General features: G+C 62.1%; 15 protein-coding genes and 1 tRNA gene. 7 read left to right on the top strand and 9 right to left on the bottom strand.

The features are described from left to right. Positions 1 to 17: 17 nt before the first annotated feature. Positions 18 to 1,073, top strand: coding sequence for a quinone-dependent dihydroorotate dehydrogenase (locus ACCQ08_RS03495; protein ID WP_373448913.1), 1,056 nt, complete (start codon positions 18 to 20; stop codon positions 1,071 to 1,073). A gap of 85 nt (positions 1,074 to 1,158) precedes the next feature. Here ACCQ08_RS03495 and bioB read toward each other — a convergent pair whose 3' ends face one another. The 3 genes from bioB to ACCQ08_RS03480 all read right to left on the bottom strand — a co-directional run bounded on the left by bioB (position 1,159) and on the right by ACCQ08_RS03480 (position 3,564). Further along, positions 1,159 to 2,187 carry a biotin synthase BioB gene (gene bioB / locus ACCQ08_RS03490; RefSeq protein ID WP_373448912.1) on the bottom strand — a complete coding sequence of 343 codons (1,029 nt, stop codon included), beginning with the start codon at positions 2,185 to 2,187 and terminating at the stop codon, positions 1,159 to 1,161. A gap of 476 nt (positions 2,188 to 2,663) precedes the next feature. Continuing rightward, entirely contained in the window at positions 2,664 to 3,083 is a 420-nt protein-coding gene (locus ACCQ08_RS03485; RefSeq protein WP_373448911.1) for a glyoxalase superfamily protein, read from the bottom strand. A gap of 13 nt (positions 3,084 to 3,096) precedes the next feature. Then, on the bottom strand, positions 3,097 to 3,564 hold the full coding sequence (locus tag ACCQ08_RS03480) for a VOC family protein (protein WP_373448910.1): 468 nt from the start codon (positions 3,562 to 3,564) through the stop codon (positions 3,097 to 3,099). Positions 3,565 to 3,945: 381 nt separating this feature from the next. On the opposite strand from ACCQ08_RS03480, the gene ACCQ08_RS03475 reads away from it, so the two are divergent. Together ACCQ08_RS03475 and ACCQ08_RS03470 are read left to right on the top strand one after the other, a co-directional pair. Then, entirely contained in the window at positions 3,946 to 6,465 is a 2,520-nt protein-coding gene (locus ACCQ08_RS03475; protein WP_373448909.1) for a putative bifunctional diguanylate cyclase/phosphodiesterase, read from the top strand. A 350-nt stretch (positions 6,466 to 6,815) separates the two neighbouring features. Then, positions 6,816 to 7,955, top strand: coding sequence for a YncE family protein (locus ACCQ08_RS03470; RefSeq protein WP_373448908.1), 1,140 nt, complete (start codon positions 6,816 to 6,818; stop codon positions 7,953 to 7,955). Positions 7,956 to 8,069: 114 nt separating this feature from the next. On the opposite strand, the gene ACCQ08_RS03465 is transcribed toward ACCQ08_RS03470, so the two are convergent. Next, positions 8,070 to 10,583: a YgiQ family radical SAM protein gene (locus ACCQ08_RS03465; RefSeq protein ID WP_373448907.1), complete on the bottom strand. Its 2,514-nt coding sequence runs from the start codon at positions 10,581 to 10,583 to the stop codon at positions 8,070 to 8,072. 405 nt (positions 10,584 to 10,988) lie between these two features. Next, entirely contained in the window at positions 10,989 to 11,171 is a 183-nt protein-coding gene (locus ACCQ08_RS03460; protein ID WP_021028080.1) for a hypothetical protein, read from the bottom strand. A gap of 217 nt (positions 11,172 to 11,388) precedes the next feature. On the opposite strand from ACCQ08_RS03460, the gene ACCQ08_RS03455 reads away from it, so the two are divergent. From ACCQ08_RS03455 to ACCQ08_RS03445, 3 genes are all read left to right on the top strand, one after another. Then, positions 11,389 to 11,982, top strand: a complete 594-nt coding sequence (locus tag ACCQ08_RS03455) for a YigZ family protein (RefSeq protein WP_239811959.1) — start codon at positions 11,389 to 11,391, stop codon at positions 11,980 to 11,982. 158 nt (positions 11,983 to 12,140) lie between these two features. Further along, positions 12,141 to 12,755: a GAF domain-containing protein gene (locus tag ACCQ08_RS03450; protein ID WP_239811958.1), complete on the top strand. Its 615-nt coding sequence runs from the start codon at positions 12,141 to 12,143 to the stop codon at positions 12,753 to 12,755. A 77-nt stretch (positions 12,756 to 12,832) separates the two neighbouring features. Next, positions 12,833 to 12,906, top strand: a tRNA-Gly gene (locus ACCQ08_RS03445). Positions 12,907 to 12,962: 56 nt separating this feature from the next. Here ACCQ08_RS03445 and phbB read toward each other — a convergent pair. The 3 genes from phbB to ACCQ08_RS03430 form a co-directional block, all read right to left on the bottom strand. Continuing rightward, positions 12,963 to 13,700, bottom strand: a complete 738-nt coding sequence (phbB, locus tag ACCQ08_RS03440; protein ID WP_230777286.1) for an acetoacetyl-CoA reductase — start codon at positions 13,698 to 13,700, stop codon at positions 12,963 to 12,965. Positions 13,701 to 14,063: 363 nt separating this feature from the next. Continuing rightward, entirely contained in the window at positions 14,064 to 15,245 is a 1,182-nt protein-coding gene (locus ACCQ08_RS03435; protein ID WP_373448906.1) for an acetyl-CoA C-acetyltransferase, read from the bottom strand. A gap of 133 nt (positions 15,246 to 15,378) precedes the next feature. Next, positions 15,379 to 17,145: a PHA/PHB synthase family protein gene (locus tag ACCQ08_RS03430; RefSeq protein WP_369459302.1), complete on the bottom strand. Its 1,767-nt coding sequence runs from the start codon at positions 17,143 to 17,145 to the stop codon at positions 15,379 to 15,381. Positions 17,146 to 17,256: 111 nt separating this feature from the next. Here ACCQ08_RS03430 and ACCQ08_RS03425 point away from each other — a divergent pair, with 111 nt between their 5' ends. After that, on the top strand, positions 17,257 to 17,490 hold the full coding sequence (locus ACCQ08_RS03425) for a hypothetical protein (RefSeq protein ID WP_312835795.1): 234 nt from the start codon (positions 17,257 to 17,259) through the stop codon (positions 17,488 to 17,490). Here the strand turns inward: ACCQ08_RS03425 and ACCQ08_RS03420 are convergent. Next, positions 17,487 to 18,908 (bottom strand): MFS transporter, encoded by a 1,422-nt coding sequence (locus ACCQ08_RS03420; protein ID WP_312835794.1) that lies wholly within the window; start codon positions 18,906 to 18,908, stop codon positions 17,487 to 17,489. The genes ACCQ08_RS03425 and ACCQ08_RS03420 overlap by 4 nt on opposite strands. Between the last annotated feature and the right edge of the window lie 7 nt (positions 18,909 to 18,915).

Here is an 18,915-nt window from a genome sequence, read left to right as displayed (position 1 = left end):
CTTGATTATCCCATCCCATGTCCCTGATCCCCTATTCCCTCTCCCGCGCCGTTCTGTTCGGCATGCAGCCCGAAGCGGCCCACGACTTCACGATGGACATGCTGGCCAAGGGCCAGAACACGCCACTGGCCTGCGCCTGGCGCCAAAGCCGGGTCAATGACCCCATTAGCTTGGCGGGTCTGCAGTTTCCCAACCGGGTGGGCATGGCGGCCGGTTTGGACAAGAATGCGCGCGCCATCGACGGCCTGGGTGCCATGGGTTTTGGCTTTGTCGAGGTGGGCACGGTCACGCCGCTGGCGCAGCCGGGCAACCCCAAGCCCCGCATGTTCCGGATTCCGGAGCGCGATGCGCTGATCAACCGCCTGGGCTTCAACAACGAAGGCCTGGCAGCCTTTGTCGCCAATGTGAAAAAGGCGCAGTTCCGCAAGCAGGCATCGCCGCTGCTGCTGGGCCTGAACATTGGCAAGAATGCGGCCACCCCGATTGAGAGCGCCACCAGCGACTACCTGGCTTGCCTCGATGGCGTCTACCCTCATGCCGACTACATCACGGTCAACATCAGCTCGCCCAATACCAAGAACCTGCGCGCCTTGCAAAGCGATGAGGCGCTGGATGCACTGCTGAGCGCGCTGGTGCAACGCCGCGAGCAGCTGGCGCGCGAGCATGGCCAGCACAAGCCCGTGTTCTTGAAGATCGCTCCCGATCTGACCGAAGAACAGATCAGCGTGATTGCCAACAGCCTCAAGACCCATGGCATGGATGGCGTGATCGCCACCAACACCACCATCAGCCGCGATGCGGTGCAAGGCCTGCAGCATGCGGAAGAAACCGGTGGCCTCTCCGGCCGCCCTGTGTTCGAGGCCAGCAATGCCGTGGTTCGCCAGCTGCGTGCAGCCCTGGGCCCCCAGTTCCCGATCATTGGCGTGGGCGGCATCCTGAGCGGCGCCGATGCGGTCGAGAAAATCAAGGCCGGCGCCGATGTGGTGCAGATCTACACGGGCCTGATCTACCGCGGCCCCGGGCTGGTCACCGAGATTGCCCAGGCGCTGAAAGCGCAAGGCGGTCGCCGCTGATTCAGCCACCGGAACCAGCACAAGGCCAGCATGCGCTGGCCTTTTTTGTGCCCGCCTGCTTCGCTGGTGCGTCCAGGCGCGTCGTTCAGGCCGCAGTTTTCAAGCTCGCAAGTCCCAGCTTGGCCAGCAGCTTTGCGTCGCAGTCGGCCTCCGGGTTGCCGGTCACCAGCAACTTGTCACCATAGAAGATGGAATTGGCGCCGGCCATGAAGCACAGCGTCTGCACCGCCTCGCCCAGCTGCTGGCGGCCGGCAGACAGGCGTATGCGGGCCTTGGGCATGACGATGCGGGCGACTGCGATCACGCGCACAAAGTCCAGTGGGTCCACCGGTTCACTGTCGGCCAGCGGCGTGCCAGGCACGCGCACCAGGCTGTTGATGGGCACCGACTCCGGATAGGGCTGCATGTTGGCCAGTTGGGCCAGCAAGGCTGCGCGGTCGACCGGCGTCTCACCCATGCCGACGATACCGCCACAGCAGACCCGGATACCTGCGGCCCGGACATGGGCCAGCGTATCGAGCCGCTCCTGGTACTGGCGCGTGCTGACGACATCGCGGTAATAAGCGGGGCCGGTATCCAGGTTGTGGTTGTAGAAGTCAAGACCTGCATCGCTCAGCGCCTGCGCCTGGTGGGGCGCCAACATGCCCAGGGTCGCGCAGCTTTCCAGGCCCAGGGCCTTGACGGCCGCAATCATCTCGCTGACCTGCGCGATATCGCGGTCCTTGGGTGAACGCCAGGCTGCCCCCATGCAAAAGCGGCTGGCCCCTGCATCCTTGGCGGCTTGGGCAGCGCGGATCACCTCTGCAACATCCATCAGCTTGTCGGCCTTGACTCCGGTGTCGTGGGCCGCCGACTGCGGGCAATAACCGCAGTTCTCCGGGCACCCGCCCGTCTTGACGGAAAGCAAGGTTGCCAGCTCGATATCACCCGCTGGCCAGTGCGCATGGTGCACCGTCTGCGCGTGGAACATCAAGGCCATAAAAGGCATATCGAACAGGGCTTGCACCTGGGCTACCGGCCAGGGCTCTGCGGCCGACGTCCGATCGGTCACTGCTACTTTGGGATGCCAATGCAGCGCCGATGTGCTCGCATCGTGGCTATGTGGGATGGACATGAAGCTCTCCTCAATCGCTACCCGGTGCGGAATGCCTGGGTATGGCACTTATTGTGTCCAATACCGAAGACTGGCCAGCCCGTGCAGAGCGGCCTCTGAAAGCGCCGTTTGGCAGCTTTGCAGCGCCGTTAATTTAGAGCGCTGTTGCAGGCAGATTGCAGGCAAGAAGAAGAGGCATTGTTACAACTTCGTGCATTGCATCGTCAACGACCGTCTTTGGGAGCGCTTTAGATCGCCAAACAACACGCGCCAGGCATGCAATTAACGGCAAATAAGTGGTTGGAGAGGTATGTAGCCCCGCAGCAAGGCCGATACCGTGCGTTTGCAGACCATCCAGCCCAATACCACTGGCACTATTTGGGAGTTTATTGACGCCGGCGCCCCAGATTTGCCCCTGCAGCGCTGGGGGTCTTTGCGGATGCCGGACGTAAAAAAGCCGCAACGGCGTGCGGCTGTGGTGGAGGTTGGCATGGCGCTCAACCGCCAGCGCTCCCCGGCGCATCCGGCAGTTCTTCAAAAAACACCAGATGGTTGCCAAAGGGATCGGCAATGCGCATCTCCAGCATGCCCCAGGGCATGCGCTCCAGCCCGGGCTTGGCATAGCGGTAGTTCTTGGCCAGCAGACTTTGCTGGAAAGCCTCCAGTTGCGGCCAGGCAATGCGCACCGTACTGCCGGGGCAGGCGTCGCCATGGTGCTCGCTCACATGCAGCACACAGGCCAGGCCCGCAGCGCTGCGCAGGCTGAGCTGTTGGTAGAGCGGAAAGTCATCACCAAAGCGGTGTGTCCAGTCCTGAACAAAACCCAGAAACCCTTGGTAGAACTCTGCAGCCCGTTGCGCGTCGAAGCTGCGCAACACCGGGATCACACAAGGCTGAAAAGTCGTGGCATCGGCCATCGCTGCGATCCCTTCAACCCAACGCGGCAATCACATCGGCCGGCGCTTGCACCAGCTCGATCAGCACGCCTTCGCCCGCAATGGGGAACTCGCCATTGCTCTTGGGATGCAGAAAACAGATGTCATGGCCTGCAGCACCTGGGCGAATGCCGCCCGGCGCAAAACGCACGCCCTGGGCCGTCAGCCATTCCACCGCCTTGGGCAGGTCGTCTATCCACAAACCAATGTGGTTGAGCGGCGTGGCATGCACGGCAGGCTTTTTGTCGATATCCAGCGGCTGCATGATATCCACCTCGACGGCGAAGGCGCCCTTGCCCATCGCCAGGATGTCTTCATCGACGTTCTCCTGCTCGCTGCGGAAGCTGCCCGTTTGTGACAGTCCGAGCATGTCCACCCACAGTGTTTTCATGCGCTCTTTGTCAGTGCCTCCTATGGCCACTTGCTGAATTCCCAAAACTTTGAACGGACGCTGTACCGGCATGCTGAGTGGCTCCTTATAGGTGGTGTGAGGCTTGCGTAGACGCCATTGTGCCAAGGCCGGGCGCTGCTGGCGGTAGAGTGCGCGACCCGAAGCGCCGTCTACCGCCATCATCGGCAGGCATGAACGGTGGGGCACCAATTACACATTGCTTCTAAATCAGTGACCGCAAAGCGTACAGTGTTTACCCTAAATAACTACAATTAAAAGGACTCATTCATCGAATAGCGTATTACTATATTTGGATAGCTTGAGGCACTCACCTGCGACGCTGCCCGGCCTTGTTCCCACCATGTTATTTGCTGACCTTCCCCGCTCCCCCCTTCAACCGCCTGCCCTGTACGCAGCCGGGCTGGCCAGCACTCGCCGCGAACCGGGGGGACCATGCCCCGTCTAAGTCCTCCTGCCCCGGGTATCGATTCGGTAGGAACGCCGCCTGCGGCGCGCTTTAGCGGGCCCTTACGCAAACGCAGCCTGCTGCTGAGCATCTGGCCGTTTGTGGCGCTGGCCATCGTGCAAACCGTGCTGGCGATTTCCAGCCTGCATATTCTGGGAGCCATGCGGGCCTTCAGCTCCGGGGAAAGCCAGTGGAGCAAAGGCCAGAAGGACGCCACCTATGCACTGGCGCGCTATGCGGTCAGCGGCGACGCTGCCGCGTATGAGCAGTTCCACCAGGGGCTGCATATACCGATGAGCGATATGCAGGCGCGCCTGATGCTGGAGGACCGCGGCTACGCTGCCAGACCCCAGGCATCGCTGCTGCTGCTGCAAGGCCACAATGAGCCCGAGGAGATCAATGCCCTGATCTGGCTGACGGTGTATTTCAAACACACCGAGTCCATCGGCCAGCTGCTCGCCCGCTGGCGGGACAGCGACGAGCCGCTGCAGGAATTGCAGAACCTGGCGGGGGATATCTATGCCTGCCTGCAGCTGGCACCGCCCACACCGGCGCAAAAGCAAAGCTGGCTGGCCCAGATCAACTCGCTGCAGATTCAGCTGTCCGAGGCCGAGCGGGCCTTCAACAAGGTCCTGGGCGATACATCGCGTGCGCTCAATGCATGGCTGTGGTCGATCAATATCGGCATCGCGGTGGCGATGCTGAGCTTGCTGATGGGGCACACCTGGCGCTTGCAGCGCAAGACCGCCCGCGCTGAAGACGCGCTGGATCTGGTCAGCGAGCGCGCATCGACGACGTTGGCAGCCATTGGTGAGGCGGTCATCACCACCGACGCGGCAGGCCATGTCATGTACATGAACCGGGCAGCAGAAGAGCTGCTGGGCCTGTCACTGGAGCGACTGGTCACCTGTGAACTGGTGCAGCACATGCATGCACCACCGCTGGTCACCGACAGGGACAAACCCGGTGTCGCCCCGCTGGTGCAGACCGCGATATCGGAGACCTTGCGGGGCCATGAGTACCCACGGGATACGATTTTCCGCCTCTACGACGCGCAGTTCCACCTGCGCGAAGTCAGGCTGGCATTCACGCCGATCGGTGACCATACCGGCACCACCGAGGCGGTATGGGTGCTGCACGATGTCAGCCAGGAACAAAGCTACATCCGCGAACTGGCCTGGCAGGCGACCCACGACCAGTTGACCGGCCTGATCAACCGCTACGAATTCGAGCGCCTGCTCGGTGTGCTGCTCGCCAGGAACCAGCAGTCCGACCTGCCCTCCGCAGGCAACGCGATCATGTACCTGGATCTGGACCAGTTCAAGGTCATCAACGACACCGCAGGCCACATTGCCGGCGATGCGATGCTGCGCGCGATCAGCGCGATGCTGCAGCGCTGCCTGCGCACTGGCGATGTGCTGGCGCGCGTGGGCGGCGATGAATTTGCCATTCTGCTGACGGAGTGTGCATTCGGCGAAGCACAGCGGATTGCCGAACAGATCCGGGATGCCGCGCAGAACGTGCGCATACAGTGGGGTGAGCGCAGCCTGAGCGCCGGCATCAGCATCGGCCTGGTCAAGCTGGCTGCGCCGCTGGCCACCGTTGAAGAAGTGCTGCGGGTGGCAGACATGGCCAGCTATGGCGCCAAGCAGCGTGGCCGCAATACCGTCTATGCCTACGACCCTGGCGTCGATCAGGAGATTGCCCGCTATGTGGGCGAGATGGAATGGGTCGAACGGATCAAGGCCGCTTTGGAACGCGGGCATTTCTGCCTGTATGCCCAGACGATCGGTGCGTTGAACACCACGGCCGACGACATCGCAGGCGGCGGCCTGCATATCGAGGTGCAGATACGGATGCGCTTGCCCGATGGCAATATCATCAGCCCTGTGTTGTTCATCCCTGCGGCAGAGCGCTACGGGCTGATGCCGATGGTGGACCGCTGGGTGGTCAAGCAATCGCTGCGCACGCTGGCCCACTTGCAAAAATCCGGCCAGGTGCCTGCCATCTCCTGCTGTGCGATCAATCTGTCGGGCACCTCCCTGGGTGATGAGCGGCTGCTGGGCTTCTTGCAGGAGCAGATCGCGCTGCATGCGGTCGACCCGGGAACGCTTTGCTTCGAGATCACCGAGACCGCTGCCATCACGCACCTGCCCAATGCCATCCGCCTGGTCAAGGCGCTCAAAGCGCTGGGCTGCCGCTTTTCGATGGATGATTTTGGTGCCGGCGTGTCCTCGTTCAGCTCTCTGAAGAATCTCCCGGTGGATTTTCTGAAGATCGACGGCGCCATTGTGGCCGATATGCTCAACGAGCCAGCGCACCGCGCGATGGTGGACGCCATCAACCACCTCGGCCACGCACTGGGAATGCGGACCATTGCAGAATTTGCCTCCACGCCCGAGATTGTCGAGACGCTGCGCAGCATGAGTATCGACTATGCGCAAGGCTATGCGGTGGGCCGGCCTCAGCCGTTTTCCCACCCGGCTGCTGAAGCATTCCCGGTCTGACCCCGGCCTGGCACCCGGCCTGTCTCATGGCCTAGCCGGCAAAGGCTCGCGTTCTGCGTGGCCACCATTGCCACTCCAGCGGGACGCTGCCCTTTCCGCTGGATAGGTATTGGCCATGTTTCAAGCAGTCACGGACGCAGCATTCTGCATCCCACCATGCAACGAATGATCAATCTTTTATACCAATCGTTCTGAGTTGATGCCATTCTTGGCAAACAACCCATCGATTGCCAACAATCCTTAGCCTGGGAGCCAATGCTGACACATCTACCATTTTGTAATGTACATTAATATAATTAATCAATTACATAATTTTAATCGTGTCAGTCAATGTGAAAGGATGGTTGTCAGTGGCCGTGCGCAACTGCAGCGCGCTGTTGCTATGCAGCGCTGCCGTATGGGCCCAGGCAGCAGCACCTCTGGCCTATGTCGTCAACCGTGACGACAGCCTGGTGTCGGTGGTCGATGTCGCGCGCCAACGCACGATCCGGACGCTGCCTGCAGGCATGGCCATGCCACAGGAAATCGCCATCAGCCCGGATGGATGCCTCGCCTACCTGTCCAGCGTCTGGTCCGCCACCATTGCCGTGCTGGACCTGGGCAAACAGCAGCTGCTGGCCGGCATTCCGTTGAACAGCGTCGGCAACGCCGTGGTATTCAGCCCTTCCGGCGCCCTCGCCTATGTAGACACCCCGACTTCCAGCGGCGGCGCCATTGCCGTCATTGACACTGCCAACCACCAGATCATGCGAACCTTTGTCGTCAGCCCCCAGAACACGCGTGGCATGGCCATTCACCCCGATGGTTCACGTCTTTACGCACTTGAACAGCACCGCCCCCCGGATGCCGGAAAGGTTGCGGTAGTCGATCCTGTCAGCGGCACCGTTCTGGAACGCATCAGCGTGGGCATGGATGCGACCGACATCAAGGTGCACCCTGCGGGCGCTTATGCCTATGTCGTGAATGGAGAGTCTCGCCAGGCCCAGGGCAGCGTCACCGTGATCAATACGCGCACCCACACCGTTATTGCGACCATCAAGGTCGGCAAGCACCCCAGCCGCGTCGCCTTTCACCCCGCTGGCACACCCGCCTATGTCACCAACAGTGGCGATGGCACAGTATCCGTCATCGACACGGCCCGCCATGCGGTGGCCAGGTCCATTCCTGTCGAGCAGGCGCCCCAGCATTTGGTCTTCCATCCCGATGGCAAGCATGCCTATGTCAGCCATCCGCAATCCGACACACTGTCCGTCATCGATACCATGACCCAGCAGCCGCGGGGCAGCGTGACGGTCGGCAGCGCACCCTGGGGTGTGGCCTTTGCCAGCGACGCGCGTCTTGCAACGGCCAAAGCCGACGGCAGCGGCCTGGAGGCGGGCAGCGTCGTGGCCGCCAAACCCATTCCGATCAGTGGCGTCTGGGCGGGCCTGCTGCTGGTGGTTGCGGGCATCACGGCGCTTCACCGCCATGGCCAGAAATTCACCGGTTGACCGTGCCGGTCGGCGGGTGGCGGGCCGTCTTGGCGCCTGCACAAAAAACCAAGGCGCCAAACCTGTGCTTGGCGCCTTGTTGGCGTAATCAGCGCTGGAAGGCGCAGAGCCGACTCAGCGGCCGCTTTTGCGCGCGGACCCGGGTTTCCTGGCTTGGCCAGGCCTGCCCGCAGCAGCGCGCACGCCCGCACGGGGTGGCAAGCCGCTGTGCTGGGTCAGCAGCTGACCGGGCTTGGGCTGCGCAGTGCGGAAACGCACATCACCCTTGGGCTCTTGCTGCTCTTGCAGGCGGCGCGGCGCCACTGCGACAGCCTTGCCCTCCTTGTTGGTGGTGTAGCCCAGGCCGGTGCCACTCTTGGAAGCGGTACTGTTCTTCTTGCGCGCACTCTGGTAGCTGCCGTCGACCAGCGGCTGGAAGGTCGGGATCAGGTGCTGCTTGCCGTTGCCGATCAGGTCCGAGCGGCCCATGGTCTTGAGCGCTTCGCGCAGCAGCGGCCAGTTATTGGGATCGTGGTAGCGCAGGAAAGCCTTGTGCAGCCGGCGGCGCTTTTCGCCCCGCACGATGTCCACGCGCTCCTCGGCCTCGTCCCGCATCTGGCGGCGCACCTTGGTGAGCGTATTGCGGCCGCTGTGGTACATCGCGGTGGCGGTGGCCATCGGGCTGGGGTAGAAGGTCTGCACCTGGTCGGCGCGGAAGCCATTCTTCTTCAGCCAGATCGCCAGGTTCATCATGTCTTCATCACTGGTGCCCGGGTGGGCGGCAATGAAGTAGGGAATCAGAAACTGCTTCTTGCCCGCCTCTTCGCTGAACTTTTCGAACAGCTGCTTGAAGCGGTCATAGCTGCCAATACCCGGCTTCATCATCTTATTGAGCGGGCCGGCCTCGGTATGCTCAGGTGCGATCTTCAGGTAGCCGCCCACATGGTGCTGCACCAGCTCCTTGATGTATTCGGGCGACTTGACGGCCAGGTCGTAGCGCAGACCCGAGCCGATCAGAATCTTCTTGATGCCGGGCAGCTTGCGCGCGCGGCGGTAGATCTTGATCAGCGGACCGTGGTCGGTGTGCAGGTTCGGGCAGATGCCGGGGAACACGCAGCTGGGCTTGCGGCAGGCCGCCTCGATCTGCGGGCTCTTGCAGCCCAAGCGGTACATGTTGGCCGTGGGCCCACCCAGGTCGGAGATGGTGCCGGTGAAGCCCTTGACCTTGTCGCGGATCTCTTCGAGTTCCTGGATGATGGAGTCTTCCGAACGGCTCTGGATAATGCGGCCTTCATGCTCCGTGATCGAGCAGAAGGTGCAGCCGCCAAAGCAGCCGCGCATGATGTTGACCGAGGTGCGGATCATCTCCCACGCAGGGATCTTGGTCGCCCCATCGTGGCTGCCGGTCTCGTCGGCATAGGCAGGGTGCGGGCTGCGTGCATAGGGCAGGCCAAACACCCAGTCCATTTCGGCGGTGGTCAGCGGGATGGGCGGCGGGTTCATCCACACATCGCGGGCCGTGGTGCCTTCCCCATGGGCCTGCACCAGTGCCCGGGCGTTGCCAGGGTTGGTTTCCAGGTGCAGCACACGGTTGGCGTGGGCGTAGAGAATCGGGTCGCTCTTGACCTCTTCAAAGCTGGGCAGGCGCAGCACGGTACGGTCGCGCGCCGGCATTTTGGATTTGTGACGCAGCGACAGGTTGGGCACAAACTGCAGCGGCTGCACATTCGACAGCGTTGGCGCGCCTGGGCTGGCAGCGCCTGCAGCGGTGCCGCAAGCGGTTGCGGCAGGCGCTGCATCAGCACCCTGCTTTTCCGCATCTTCCTTCGCGCAGCTCTGGCCTTGGGCCTCCGCCTGCTCGCTGGTGGTCATGTACGGGTTGATGTGGGGCTCGACCTCACCGGGCTCGTCGACGGTGGTGGAATCCACCTCAAACCAGCCCTCTTCCGACGCGCGGCGGAAAAACGAAGTACCGCGCACATCGGTGATGTTCTCCACCGGCTCCCGCGCAGCGATGCGGTGGGCCACTTCGACCAGCGCACGTTCGGCATTGCCATAGAGCAGGATGTCGCACTTGCTGTCCACCACGATGGAGCGGCGCACCTTGTCGCTCCAGTAGTCGTAGTGGGCAATGCGCCGCAGCGAGCCTTCGATACCGCCCAGAACAATGGGCACATCCTTGTAGGCTTCACGGCAGCGCTGGCTGTAGACGATGGCCGCGCGGTCGGGGCGCTTGCCACCCACGTCGCCAGGGGTGTAGGCGTCGTCGGAGCGGATCTTACGGTCAGCCGTATAACGGTTGATCATCGAGTCCATGTTGCCCGCCGTCACGCCCCAGAACAGATTGGGCTTGCCCAGGGCCTTGAAGGCATCGGCACTGTGCCAATCGGGCTGTGCAATGATGCCGACACGAAAGCCCTGGGCTTCCAGCACACGACCGATGACGGCCATGCCAAAGCTCGGGTGGTCCACATACGCGTCGCCGGTGACCAGGATGATGTCGCAGCTGTCCCAGCCCAACTGGTCCATCTCGGCACGGCTCATCGGCAGAAATGGCGCCGGGCCAAAGCGCTTGGCCCAGTACGGCTTGTAGCTGGTCAACGGCTTGGCAGCACGTTCAAAAAAAGAGACATCAATCGGGGCAGACATGGGCAACAACAGTCGTGGAGTAATGCACGCGGGGCTCGGTGCCAGCGGTGGCAGGGTCCGATATTCTAAAAAAATAGCCCGTAGCGCGCATTTGTACGGGTATTGATGCTATGTATTTGGAAGCATCTACGGCGCAAAGCCCTAGCTCGGACCAGGGCGGTCAAGGGATTGCAGCGCAGCTCCGGGCCGGGGCCATCGCCGGCCCCTGGCTGGCGGGGCCATGGCCTCAATGGCCGGAGCTGCAAAAACCGCATTTTTTTGCGCTGCATCAAATAGCCCGCCATTGTCGCATGGCTAGGCATTGCACCGCAAACAAAAAAGGCAGCCCAAGCTGCCTATCGCGTTGATGCGATGCGAGTTTCGTCAGTCAACCGGTACCGGAATCTGGCGCTCTTGTTCAGCGCCTTACCACTCGCCGCCTTCGCGAACGCGTTGGGCCAGGTCCACGTAGCTGCCATCGTCGTTGGCACTGGGGGTAGTGGGCAGTGCTGCCAGCACCTCCGTCACATAGGCGGGCGTCTCCAAACCTGCACGTCCGAACCCATGGTTGTTCAAGGAATCCAAATTGGTTTGCAGTTGGTGTTGCATGATCGCTCCCGGGTAATGTGTCAGTCGGTGGTATGAAATGGTTCTTGGAAAAATCGGGGTAGACTTCGCGCCTGGCTGCGCCTGAGGTCTCCACTGCGGTCAGCCACTCCATCACTGGAGCGCTCCCGCCATTGAAACAATGATATGTGTCTAACGCATGACATCTAGGCGACGTTGACGCATCACAGTGTAAGCAAACGTCTTCTCCACGCAACGCATGCCCTACACCCTGGCCCAGGCCGTTCATAGCGAACTGGTCATCAAGAAAAGCCGCTTCATCGGCTGCGTCCAACCGGTGCAGGACCGCGCACAGGCGCTGGTCATCGTTCAAGGTCTGCGCGAGCAGCACCCCGGTGCCAACCATGTCTGCTGGGCGCTGATGGCGGGCGGGCAGTCTGCCGCCGTTGATGATGGCGAGCCCAGCGGCACCGCCGGCCGGCCCATGCTGGATGTTTTGCGCCACCAGCAGATCGAAGGCGCTCTGGCCACCGTGGTGCGCTATTTTGGCGGCGTCAAGCTGGGCGCTGGCGGCCTCGTCCGCGCCTACACCGATGCCATTGCCCAGGCCATGTTGAAGGCCGAAAAAATCGAGCGCCAGGCCATGACCCGTTTGCAATGCCGATTGCCCTATGCGCTTGAAGGCGGTCTGCGGCGCGAGGTCAGCAGCGCCCATGCGCAGTTGCTCCACGTGAGCCATGGTGACGATGTGCTGGCAGAGATTGAGCTGGTCGCGTCGCAGGTGCCCGATTTTGTAGCCCGGATGAATGAACTCGGCCAGGGCCGCCTGGTCTGGATCGACGAGCCGGCCTGAATCCCGGCTGTTGACGTGCGTGCGGCATGGTCCCTCGCTTCGATGTAAAAGAATAATTCATTCCCGCCGCCAGACAGGCCAGCACTTTTCAGTGCCGTTATCATCAAATGCGACCGGGATGCGCTAGCGGGTAGCGCATGGAAATAGTGAGAGTAACTATGGCGATTCATTTATGGGATTACGCACCTGACGCGCTGGAGGTATCGATGAGTGAGCTGCTGGTGGCCACGGCCGAAGGCGCCGATGACCTGATCGACCAGAACGTGAAAGAGGTGCTGCACGGGCTGCGCGAGCATCTGAAGATGGATGTGATCTTTGTCTCCGAGATCCGCAACGGCCAGCGCACTTTCAAGCATGTGGACCACAGCGCCGACAAGGCCTTGATCGAGACCGGTGGTGGCTCCTCACTGGAGCAATCGTTCTGCCAATGCGTGCTGGATGGCCGCCTGCCGCCGCTGGTTCACGATGCCGCACAATACACAGAGTCCGCGAAACTCCCAGCCACGCCCTTCCGCGTCGGCGCCCATTTGAGTACCCCCATCATCCTTGCCGATGGCCAGATCTACGGCACGCTGTGCTGCTTCAGCACCGAGCCCGATCCTTCGCTGCGCGATACCGATCTGCAAAAGCTGGCTGTCGTGGCCAAGCACACCGCCAAGCGCATCGATGTGCGCCGCGAAACGGAGCGTGAGGCGGAACTGGAAAAATGGAAGCTGCAGCCGTTGGAGGAGAAAAAGCAAGGCTGGCAGTTCCCAGACAAGAAGGGAAACTAGGCGGCACACCTGGCTGTAGCCTATGCAGCAGTGCGCAGGTGGGCGCAGCTGCTTATCACGCTACAATGCATCGATTCGCGGGTGTCGTTCAGTGGTAGGACTCTTGCTTCCCAAGCAAATAATGTGGGTTCGATTCCCATCACCCGCTCCAGACAAAACAAAACGCGCCTTGTGAGGCGCGTTTTTCATGGGCAGCTGCTGCGGCGATCAGTGGGTATGCAAACCACCGTTGACCGAGAACTCCGCACCGGTCGCATAACCGCCATCCTCCGATGCCAGCCAGGCAATAATCGCAGCGATCTCGGTCGGTTCGCCCAGGCGCTTCATCGGAATGGTGCCGACGATCTTTTCCAGCACATCGGGGCGGATCGCCTTGACCATGTCGGTACCGATATAGCCGGGGCTCACCGTATTGACGGTGACACCCTTGCCAGCGAGCTCCTGGGCCAAAGCCATCGAGAAACCATGCATGCCTGCCTTGGCGGCAGAGTAATTGGTCTGGCCCGCCTGGCCCTTGGCGCCGTTGACGGAGCTGATGTTGACGATGCGGCCCCAGCCCTTTTCCACCATGTCGGCGACGACCTGCTTGGTCACGTTGAACATGGAGTTCAGGTTGGTTTCGATCACCGCTTGCCAGTCCTCTGGCGTCATCTTGATGAACATGCGGTCCCGGGTGATGCCGGCATTGTTCACCAGCACATCGATGCTGCCATGTTCAGCCTTGGTCTTGCTGAAGGCTTCCACCGTAGACTCCCAGTTGCCGACATTGCCAACAGAAGCGTGGAACTCATAGCCCAGCGCCTTTTGCTCGCCGAGCCATTTCTGGAAATCGCGCGTGGGCCCGCAGCCCGCAATGACCTTGAATCCATCCTTGTGCAAGCGCTGGCAAATGGCCGTCCCAATGCCTCCCATACCGCCGGTTACGTAGGCCACTTTTTGACTCATTCACATCTCCTTGGTTCTGCTTGACATGCTTGTGCACTACCACTGTAACCAAGAAACCGAGCACCGAAACGCTCGTTTACGCCAAGCGAACAAATTCTTGCAGTACCTATAAATTTCGGTGATTTCCAAAGAGCATTGCAACAGAAACGCGCCAGTTCCGTGCGCGGTTTTGCGCGTTTGCGCGCTCCATCATCGGAAACCCTATCACGAGGCACACCACCATAGTCAGGTATTCCGGCGTTGTCCGGCTCGGTTCCCGACGCTCAGCGTGATCGTTGGGCCACGCGGATCGCCATCGCCTTTGCTGGAGCAAAGAAAAACCGCCTCGAGAGGCGGTTGGTCATGACGCGCAGGGGCGAAAGGTCAGGCGCGTTCGACTGCCAGTGCCACGCCCATGCCGCCACCAATACACAAGCCAGCGATGCCGCGCTTGGAGCCACGTCGCTTCATCTCATGGAGCAAAGTCACCAAGATGCGCGCACCGGATGCACCGATGGGGTGGCCGATGGCAATCGCGCCCCCGTTGACGTTGACCTTGCTGGTGTCCAGACCCAACTCCTGGTTGACTGCACAGGCCTGGGCTGCGAAAGCTTCATTGAGCTCGAACAGGTCGACCTCTTCGGCCTTCCAGCCGGTCTTGGCCAGCACCTTGCGCACCGCATGCATGGGGCCCATGCCCATGATCTTGGGGTCCAGGCCGACGGTGGCAAAGCCGGCGATGCGGGCCAGCGGCTCGGCACCCAGTTCCTGGGCCCTTTTGGCGCTGGCAATCACCAGGGCGGCGGCGCCATCGTTGAGGCCGGACGCATTACCGGCAGTGACCGAGCCGGCCTTGTCAAAAGCAGGCTTCAAACTGGCCAAGGCCTCGCCATTGGTCTTGCGGTTGATGTATTCATCGGCCTTGAAGGCCACCGGGTCACCCTTGCGCTGCGGAATTTGCACGGTGACGATTTCTTCATCGAACTTGCCAGCGTCCTGCGCGGCGGCGGCCTTTTGCTGGCTGGCCAGTGCAAAGGCGTCCTGCTTGTCGCGGTCGATATGGAATTCCTTGGCCACGTTCTCTGCAGTGATGCCCATGTGGTACTGGTTGTACACGTCCCAGAGGCCGTCAACGATCATCGTGTCGGTCATCTTCCAGTCGCCCATGCGCTGGCCGTCACGCGAACCGTTGAGCACGTGGGGCGAGAGGCTCATGTTTTCCTGGCCACCGGCCACGACGATCTCGGCATCCCCCTGGCCGATGGCCTGGGCCGCCAGCATCACCGACTTCAGCCCGGAGCCGCAGACCGCGTTGATGGTCAGCGCCGGGGTCTTTTTGTCCACACCGGCCTTGATCATCGCCTGGCGCGCAGGGTTCTGGCCCACGCCGGCGGCCAGGACCTGGCCCATGATGACTTCATCGACCTGGTCCGCTGCCACGTTGGCGCGTGCCAGCGCTTCCTGGATGACGGTGGCACCCAGGTCCGTCGCCGGCACCTTGGCCAGCGAGCCACCAAACTTACCCACTGCCGTGCGGACGGCGGAAATGATGACGATGTCTTCCATGATTCTTCCTTTTCAAAATGGCACGGATGCCGTTGTCTCTCACGGCCCCTGCGGTGCTAATTATTGCACTGCAGCATTTGAATGACCACCCCGCAATGGCAATCGGGTGGTGAGGGCCCTGTGCGTTGGATGCTCAGGCTTTGGCTTGCACATAGCTTCCGGGCGCAGGCTCCAGTTCGCGGTACTCGGTGCGCGCGCGGCCATAGCTTTTGGGTGCAGCCACTTTCTTGCCGCCGTGCTGGGCCAGCCACTGGCTCCAGTCCGTCCACCAGCTGCCGGGCAGTTCGTCAGCACCATCGATCCAGGCGTCGATATCGGCAGGCAACTGGCCATCGTCGCGCAGCCAGTGGCTGCGCTTGTTCTTGGCCGGCGGGTTGATGACACCGGCGATATGGCCCGACGCGCCCATGACAAAGCGCTTGTCGCCCCCGAGCACCTGGGTGGATGCGTAGGCCGCGCCAATCGGCACGATGTGGTCCTCACGCGAGCCGTAGATGTAGATCGGCATATCGATCTTGCCGACATCGAGCTTTTCGCCGCAGACGCTGAGCGCACCGGGCTGCACCAGTTTGTTTTCCAGGTAGAAATTGCGCAGGTACCAGGCGTAGTAAGGCCCTGGCAGGTTGGTGCAATCGCTGTTCCAGTACAGCAGATCGAAAGGCGGCGGCGTCTCACCCTTGAGGTAGTTGCCCACCACATAGTTCCACACCAGGTCCACCGGGCGCAGAAAGCTGAAAGTCGACGCCAGCTCCTGGCCGGGCATCAGGCCATTCTGGCCCATGGTCAGCTCGCGGAACCTGACGAAGTTCTCATCGATGAACACGTCGAGAATGCCGGTGTCGTTGAAATCCACCAACGTGGTGAGCAAGGTGGCACTGGCCACCGAGTCATCGCCGCGCGCAGCCAGCACCGCCAGTGCGTTGACGAGCATGGTGCCGCCCACGCAAAAGCCCAGAGTGTTGATCTGCGGCTTGCCGGAGATGGCCTTGACCACCTCGATCGCTTCCAGCACGGCGCTGCCGATGTAGTCGTCCCAGCCCTTGCCGCCCAGGCTGGCATCCGGGTTGCGCCAACTGACCACAAAGGTACGGTGGCCCTGGGCCACGCTGTAACGGATCAGCGAATTGTCGGGCTGCAGATCGAGGATGTAGTACTTGTTGATGCAGGGCGGCACAAATAGCATTGGCCGCTCATAGACCTGGGTGGTCAGCGGCTTGTATTCGATGAGCTGGAACAGCTCGTTCTGAAAGACCACGGCCCCTTCGCTGGTGGCCACATTGCGCCCCACTTCAAACAGCGACTCGTCGGTCATCGAGACATGGCCCTGGCGCATATCGGCCAGCATGTTCTGCAGGCCCTGGGCAATGCTCTGGCCCTGGGTGTCCAACGCCTTTTTCTGCGCTTCGGCATTGAAAGCCAGAAAGTTGCTGGGCGCCGTGGCCGCCAGCCACTGCTCCACCCCAAAGCGGACCCGGGCCCGGGTTTTCTCATCGCCTTGCACGGCATCGACCATATCCATCATGGTTTTGGCATGCAGCGCATAGCTGGCGGCGGTGAAGCTGGAGACCGGATTTTGCTGCCAGGCCTCGCCGGCAAAGCGCCGGTCCTTGGGCAGGGCCACCTCACCCTTGGCGCCTTCGGTCCACAGCGCCAACGCAGCTTGGGCGTATTGCGCCTGGATGGCCTGGAGCTTTTCCATGTCAAAGCTGACCGGTGGCGTGCCGCCCGGCAGGGCCCCCAGCCCCGGCAGCCCGGCACTGAGGCCCTTGGGTGCGCCGACGGCATTGAAGGGAGATGCCATGGTCTGCAAGGACTGCATGCGCTCCATCCATTGCTGGGTCATCTGGCTGAGTTGCTGGAGCTGGTCACTGCCCAGTCCCCAATACGGTTGCTGCGTCATCGTCGTCTCCCTGAACAGGCGCCACGCTGCGCGTAGGCGTCTGTGCATCTTAGGCGCAAAAAATGGCAGCCGTGTGCTGGAGGGGGGGCAAGTTCGGGTAAATTCCAGGGCATGTACCTGATAGCGATAGCCTGGCTTTATGTGGTGGTGCTGATGGCTGTGGTTGAAGCGGCCAGCCCGCATGGCAGCCTGCTGGGCGCCATTTTCACGTTGCTGCTGTATGGCGCACTGCCGCTGGGCTTGCTGCTGTTCATTGCCGGCACGCCCGCGCGGCGCCGCATGCGCCACCGCGCGGAAGCCGAGGCGCAACAGGCCCCTCCTCCACCGCCGCCCAGCGCGCCTTAGTGGGCGGAATGCCGCAGCCGCAGACTGCTGAACACCCCCGACATGGCGGCAAAGCCTGCCGCCAGGTACAGCGCCACCGTCGTGCCATGGCCGCTGGCCACCGGCCACAAGGTAAAGATGATGGCCACCAGCACAGCGCCCAGCGATTGCCCGGTCAGCCGTGCGGTGCCCAGCATGCCGCTGGCAGCGCCGGCACGGGCCAGCGGAGCCGAGGTCACAATAGTGTGGTTGTTGGGCGACTGGAACAGCCCAAAGCCCAGGCCGCACAAGGCCATGCGCCAACCGATGTTCAGATCGCTCGGGTCCACCGGCAGCAGCGCCAGGCTCAGCAGGCCCAGCGCCAAAATCGCCATGCCGATGCCGCCCAGCAGACCGTCTTGCACCCGGCCAATCAGCCGGCCAGCCAACGGTGCCACCACCACGATGGCGACCGACCAGGCCGTCATCAGCATGCCCGCCGCAAAATGGCTGCGCTGCAGCGCATCCAGCAGCAAGAAAGGCAGTGCGATAAAGGACAGCATCTGCGCGGCAAATGCGCCAATCGATGCGCCCATCGACAGCGCAAAAACAGGAATGCGCAGCAAGTCCAGCGGCAGCAGAGGCAGGCTCAGCTTGCGCTGGCGCAGCACATACCAAGCGCCCAGCAGCAAGCCCAAGCCCAGCATGAGCCAGCCCGATGCGGCAGAACCACCCGACTGCACGTCATGGCGTGCGCCGATGCGCTCGGCGCCCAGGAACACCAGCGAGAACATCGCAAAATTCAGCACCACATCAATCGGCGTCAGCTTGGCATGAGGCGCATCCAGCAACTGCTGCGGGTTGCGGGGCAAGGCCTTGCGGCCCAGCCACAAGGTCAGAATGCCCAGCGGCACATTGATGGCAAACAGCCAGGGCCAGCTGGCCACCGACAGAATCAGCGCCGCAACGCCGGGGCCGGCCACCGATGAAATCGCGACGACCAGCGAGTTGAGCGCCATGCCCTTGCCCAGCTTGGCAGCTGGGTAGGTCAAGCGCACCAGTGCGGCGTTGACGGCCATCACCCCGGCCGCGCCCATGCCTTGCAAGCCACGCGCCGCAATCAGCAGCCACAGCGATTGGGCCAGCATGGCCACGGCCGATGCCAGGGTAAAACAGACAAGGCCCACCAGGTAGACCTTGCGGTAGCCAATGCGCTCGCCCAGCGCAGCCAAGGGCAGCAGCAGGCCCAGGGTACCCAGCTGGTAGGCATTGATGATCCAGATCGCCTCGGCGGGCGATGCCTGCAACTCCTTGGCGACCGTGGGCAGCGCCAGGTTCATGATGCTGCCATCGAGGACGGCCACAATCAGGCCCAGCACGATGACCAGCATTGCCAGACGGCGCTCCGGCATCGGCAGGCCCTGGTTCAGCGAGGCCGGTTGCATGCCGGCCTCAGCCATGGCGAAT

This window comes from Comamonas sp. SY3 (assembly GCF_041730275.1).
In the GTDB taxonomy this organism is placed as follows: domain Bacteria; phylum Pseudomonadota; class Gammaproteobacteria; order Burkholderiales; family Burkholderiaceae_C; genus Comamonas; species Comamonas sediminis.
The sequence above is the reverse complement of the archived record's forward strand: the minus strand, read 5'-3'. Positions and strand labels throughout refer to the sequence as shown.

Coding starts and splice junctions, on each gene's coding strand:
- ACCQ08_RS03480 (WP_373448910.1), bottom strand. CDS start 3,564: ATGCCGGTACAGCGTCCGTTCAAAGTTTTGGGAATTCAGCAAGTGGCC.
- bioB (WP_373448912.1), bottom strand. CDS start 2,187: ATGTCCATCCCACATAGCCACGATGCGAGCACATCGGCGCTGCATTGG.
- ACCQ08_RS03475 (WP_373448909.1), top strand. CDS start 3,946: ATGCCCCGTCTAAGTCCTCCTGCCCCGGGTATCGATTCGGTAGGAACG.
- ACCQ08_RS03450 (WP_239811958.1), top strand. CDS start 12,141: ATGGCGATTCATTTATGGGATTACGCACCTGACGCGCTGGAGGTATCG.
- ACCQ08_RS03485 (WP_373448911.1), bottom strand. CDS start 3,083: ATGGCCGATGCCACGACTTTTCAGCCTTGTGTGATCCCGGTGTTGCGC.
- ACCQ08_RS03465 (WP_373448907.1), bottom strand. CDS start 10,583: ATGTCTGCCCCGATTGATGTCTCTTTTTTTGAACGTGCTGCCAAGCCG.
- ACCQ08_RS03460 (WP_021028080.1), bottom strand. CDS start 11,171: ATGCAACACCAACTGCAAACCAATTTGGATTCCTTGAACAACCATGGG.
- ACCQ08_RS03455 (WP_239811959.1), top strand. CDS start 11,389: ATGCCCTACACCCTGGCCCAGGCCGTTCATAGCGAACTGGTCATCAAG.
- phbB (WP_230777286.1), bottom strand. CDS start 13,700: ATGAGTCAAAAAGTGGCCTACGTAACCGGCGGTATGGGAGGCATTGGG.
- ACCQ08_RS03430 (WP_369459302.1), bottom strand. CDS start 17,145: ATGACGCAGCAACCGTATTGGGGACTGGGCAGTGACCAGCTCCAGCAA.
- ACCQ08_RS03495 (WP_373448913.1), top strand. CDS start 18: ATGTCCCTGATCCCCTATTCCCTCTCCCGCGCCGTTCTGTTCGGCATG.
- ACCQ08_RS03435 (WP_373448906.1), bottom strand. CDS start 15,245: ATGGAAGACATCGTCATCATTTCCGCCGTCCGCACGGCAGTGGGTAAG.
- ACCQ08_RS03420 (WP_312835794.1), bottom strand. CDS start 18,908: ATGGCTGAGGCCGGCATGCAACCGGCCTCGCTGAACCAGGGCCTGCCG.
- ACCQ08_RS03425 (WP_312835795.1), top strand. CDS start 17,257: ATGTACCTGATAGCGATAGCCTGGCTTTATGTGGTGGTGCTGATGGCT.